4 protein-coding genes are annotated in these 4,100 nt (G+C 72.5%); 2 read left to right on the forward strand and 2 right to left on the reverse strand.

Features of this window, described 5'->3' with window-relative positions:
* The first annotated feature begins 75 nt into the window (after positions 1-75).
* Complete coding sequence (locus AB0C29_RS36800; RefSeq protein ID WP_360830445.1) at positions 76-1,038, forward strand: pyridoxal-phosphate dependent enzyme; 963 nt, start codon at positions 76-78, stop codon at positions 1,036-1,038.
* On the opposite strand, the gene AB0C29_RS36805 is transcribed toward AB0C29_RS36800, so the two are convergent.
* Positions 1,014-1,553, reverse strand: coding sequence for a hypothetical protein (locus AB0C29_RS36805; RefSeq protein ID WP_360830447.1), 540 nt, complete (start codon positions 1,551-1,553; stop codon positions 1,014-1,016). The two genes, AB0C29_RS36800 and AB0C29_RS36805, sit on opposite strands and share 25 nt — an antisense overlap.
* A gap of 42 nt (positions 1,554-1,595) precedes the next feature.
* Here AB0C29_RS36805 and AB0C29_RS36810 point away from each other — a divergent pair, with 42 nt between their 5' ends.
* Positions 1,596-2,222 (forward strand): methyl-accepting chemotaxis protein, encoded by a 627-nt coding sequence (locus AB0C29_RS36810; protein ID WP_360830450.1) that lies wholly within the window; start codon positions 1,596-1,598, stop codon positions 2,220-2,222.
* A 14-nt stretch (positions 2,223-2,236) separates the two neighbouring features.
* Here AB0C29_RS36810 and AB0C29_RS36815 read toward each other — a convergent pair.
* On the reverse strand, positions 2,237-4,100 hold a 1,864-nt coding region (locus AB0C29_RS36815), incomplete at its 5' end, for a glycoside hydrolase family 9 protein (protein ID WP_360830453.1).

Below are 4,100 nucleotides of genomic sequence, written 5' to 3' on the forward strand. Positions count from 1 at the left end.
GCCCCGCTGCGTTTAACACCCGGGCGGGGGGTGATCAACGCAGCGGCAGCGGCGGCACGCGGTAGGTTGCCGGGCATGATCGCGACGCGACTGGATCTCGCCCGGGTCCGCGCGGCCCGCCGGGACATCAACCCGATGTTCCTCGACACCCCGCTGTACGAGTGCGACGCGCTGGGGCGTGAGCTCGGCTGCACGGTGAGCATCAAGCTGGAGACGGCGAACCCGGTGCGTTGCTTCAAGGCCCGCGGCACGGAACTCGTGGCCGGCCTGCTGACCGGCCAGGGTCGTACGGCGGTGGTGTGCGCCAGCGCCGGCAACCTCGGCCAGGCGCTCGCCTGGTCCGGTCGTCGCCGTGGTCTCGACGTCACCGTCGTCGCGACCCGCCGGGCGCCCGCCGCGAAACTGGATCGCATCCGCGCGCTGGGCGCCGAGTTGCTGCTGGTCGACGGGGACTTCGAGACAGCCCGGGAACGGGCTGCGGAAGTCGCCCGCGAGCGTGGCATCAGGCTGGTCGAGGACAGCCTCGATCTCGAGACCTGCGAGGGCGCCGCGACCATCGGCCTGGAGCTGGCCGAGGCGGGGTCATCCGCCGACACCGTCCTGATCGCTCTGGGCGGCGGCGCCATGGCCACCGGGGTGGGCTACGTCCTCAAGACGCTCGCGCCGGACGTCGAGGTGATCTGCGTGCAGCCCCACGGCGCACCGGCGATGACCCGCTCCTGGCGCGAACGCCGGGTCGTCACCACCGACTCGACCGACACCATCGCCGACGGTGTCGCCGGCCGGTTCCCCATCCCGGAGGTCCTGGACGACCTGCTCGCGGTGGCCGACGATGCGGTCCTGGTGAGCGAGGCGTCCATCGTCGCGGGCATGCGGCTGCTGCTGCACCACGCGGGCCTGGTCGTCGAACCCTCCGCGGCCCTCGGCGTCGCGGCGATCCTGGAGGACCGTGAGCGCTTCGCCGGCCGTCACGTGGCCACGATCATCTGTGGCGGCAACGTCGACCTGGACGCCTACGACCGCTGGGTGCGCGGGTAGGGAACGGCGTCCGCGTCCGACGATGCCTGCGCCGCCGGCTCCCTGTTGACCGGGCCGTCGATGGCGGCCAGCGCGAGTCCGATGCCGAAGAACATCACGGACAGGTTGATGTCGGTGAAGCCGTAGAACGGGGTCATCACCAGGGCGATCACCGGGACGACGCTCAGCCACCGGCCCGGCGGGCTGACCGCGGCGGCCGTACGCCACACCATCATCAGCAGGAACCCGATGAAGATCAGCAGTGCCGGGATGCCGTGGCTGTACATCAGCAGCCAGACCTGCCCCTGGGTGCCCAGCGGCTCGGCGGCGTGGGTGGTGTCGGCCATTCGCGGCCCGCCGTACCCGAGCAGCGGTGACTGCTGGACGGCCTGGACCGTCTGCACGTACAGGTCGGCCCGGTCCCTGGTCGAATCGGTGTTCTCCACCCGGTTGGTGATCAGCTCGCCGACCGGGATGACCAGCGTGGCGACCCACGCCAGCGCGCCCACCGCGCCGATGGAGGCGATCAGGCGCACATCGCCGAGGACGTTCAGGCGATCGCGACCGGCACCGAGGAGATGCGGGCCGCCATCTCGGAGATCGCCGGCAACGCCACCTCCGCCACCACCATCGTCGCCAACGCCGTCACCGCCGCCGAGGGCGCCAACCAGACCGTGGTGAAACTGTCGGGCTCCAGCGCTCAGATCGGCCAGGTCGCCAAGGTGATCGCGGCGATCGCCGAGCAGACCAACCTGCTGGCGCTGAACGCCACCATCGAGGCGGCCCGGGCCGGTGAGCTCGGCAAGGGCTTCGCCGTGGTGGCCGGCGAGGTCAAGGATCTGGCCAGTGAGACGGCCAAGGCGACCGAGGACATCGCCCGGCAGATCACCGCGTTGCAGGCCGACAGCACCGACGCCGCCGCCGCGATCAATGGCATCTCCTCGACCATCAACGAGATCGCCGACATCCAGCAGGGCATCGCCGCTGCCGTGGAGCAGCAGTCGGCCTCCACCCAGGAGATCGGCCACCGGGTGTCGCGCGCGGCCGGGCGCACAGGCGACATCGCCGAGCGCGTCACCGCGGTGACGACCACCTCGCAGCAGGCGACCCTGTCGGCGTCCCAGACCCAGCAGGCGGCCCAGGAGCTGGCCGTCACCGCCGCCAACCTGCGCACGGTGATCGGTCAGTTCAAGCTGGCCTCCTGACGCCGGCCGCCCGGTCAGAGCCCCCGGGCGGTGAGCGCGAAGGCCAGCATCCCGGTCGCGGTGAAGTCGATGGACGGTTCGGTGTTGGCCGAGACCTGCTCGTCGTCGGTGTAGTGGACGTCGTCGCGGTCGTACACGGCGAAGGCGTCCGTGGAGCAGGAACTGTCGCGGGTCTTGATCAGTTCGTGGATCCGGTCGGCCTTGTTGGGGCCGTTGACCACCGCCCCCGTCATGCCGGGGGCGGGGGAGCCGGCGGTCAGGTCGGCGATCTGGTCGTGCGGGCACCGGGGGTACGTCGTACCCGCGGCCACCACCAGCGACGTACCCCAGCCGTTGGCGCCCAGCGCGACCCCGCGCTGGGCCGTGCCGAACGCGGCGTAGCGGTCGTCCCCGGTGAGGCCGCGGTAGAGCGCCGCGGTGACGACGTAGCCGAGCTGGCGGGAGGCGTAGTCGTATCCGCCGTTGCCCGCGGCTGCTCGGAAGGGGTTGGCTTCGGCGGCCCGGATCCCGGCGTCGAGGCGTCTGCGCAGGTCGTTCTGCAACTCATCGGGACTGATCGCCGCCCCGGTCACCGGTGTGGTGGTCAGCGCCCTGCTCAGTTCGGCGTCGGCCACCGCGCTGAGGTCGTAGACGTTCAGGGCGTCGGTCCGGCCGGTGCCGGCGTTGACCCTGGCCCAGCGGGCCGCCCGCAGCGTCCAGTCCGGAGTGCGCGGATCACGCAGCAGGGCCCCGGCCAGGGCGAGCTCGGCCGCGCCGGTGGCGAGGTCGTCGGCCCAGCTGTCCTCGGGATAGAAGCTGCGGGGCTGGGCGGTGACGAGATCACCGACGTCGGCGGTGCCGGCCTGGTCGAAGATCTGCGCCGCGGCAGTGAGGTGGCGGCGGGCGCGGGCCGGATCGGTGGCCGCCTCGACCTGGGCGGCCAGCGCGAAGGCGGCGGCCACCCGGCCGGCCAGGTTGGGGCTGAGCTTCTCGCCCGGTGCGGCGGCCCGGAACACCGGCCGGTAGCGCTGGTAGTAGCGCTCGTCGCCCGGCTCGACGGCGAGCTGGTCGTCGGCCTGCGGCAGCCGCCAGGTGTCATGGTCGCCGAGGAAGTCCGCGGCGACGCCGCTGCCGATCCCGACCTGGGTGTAGAGCGTACGGGTGGACTCGTCCCACATCTTGTCCAGCCAGTCGACGCCGTGCCGGGTCTCGCCGGCCAGGCCCGCCGGGGCCGGTCCGTCGCGCTGCACCAGCAGCATCGCGACCAGGGCGTACGCGCTGGTGTGGGTGAACTTGAGGTAGTCGCCCGCGTCGTACCAGCCGCCTTCGACGTCCACCGGGCCGCCGGTGGGCTCCAGCGCCGCGATCATCCGGCCGTCCTCGTCGTAGCGGGGATCGGCATAGACGGTGGCCTCGCGGTCGGCCAGGTGCGCCGGCGTACGCCGCCAGGCGCCGGCGACCTGATCGGCCCCGTCGCGATGAGCTTGGAAATACGCGAGCGAGTTGGCCACCAGCGGACCGAACAGCTCGGCGGCGGGAGCGACGCGGAACGTCGGCGACTCGGCGGTGACCGAGCCCTGCACCCGGAGCCGATACGTGCCGGGCCGGGTCAGCGCGGTGAGATCGATGGGGTGGACCGCCGGGAACCTGGCATTCCACTCGCCCCGGCCGCCGCCGATCTCCGGTGACAGCACGGTCCGGCCGGCGGTGTCGATGACGGTGGCGTGGGCTTTGCCGGCGTCGCGGGGTGCCAGCAGTGTCGCTGTCTTGGCTTCGTCCATGCCGTAGCCGACCTGATCGAGGCGCAGCACCGCGTCCTGCTCCGGCAACACCGGCACCGGCACCGGGCTCGGGGGCGGCACGGCCGGGCTGGCGGGCGGCACCACGCGGGGCTCGGCC

The organism is Actinoplanes sp. NPDC048791 (assembly GCF_040650095.1).
In the GTDB taxonomy this organism is placed as follows: Bacteria; Actinomycetota; Actinomycetes; order Mycobacteriales; family Micromonosporaceae; genus Actinoplanes.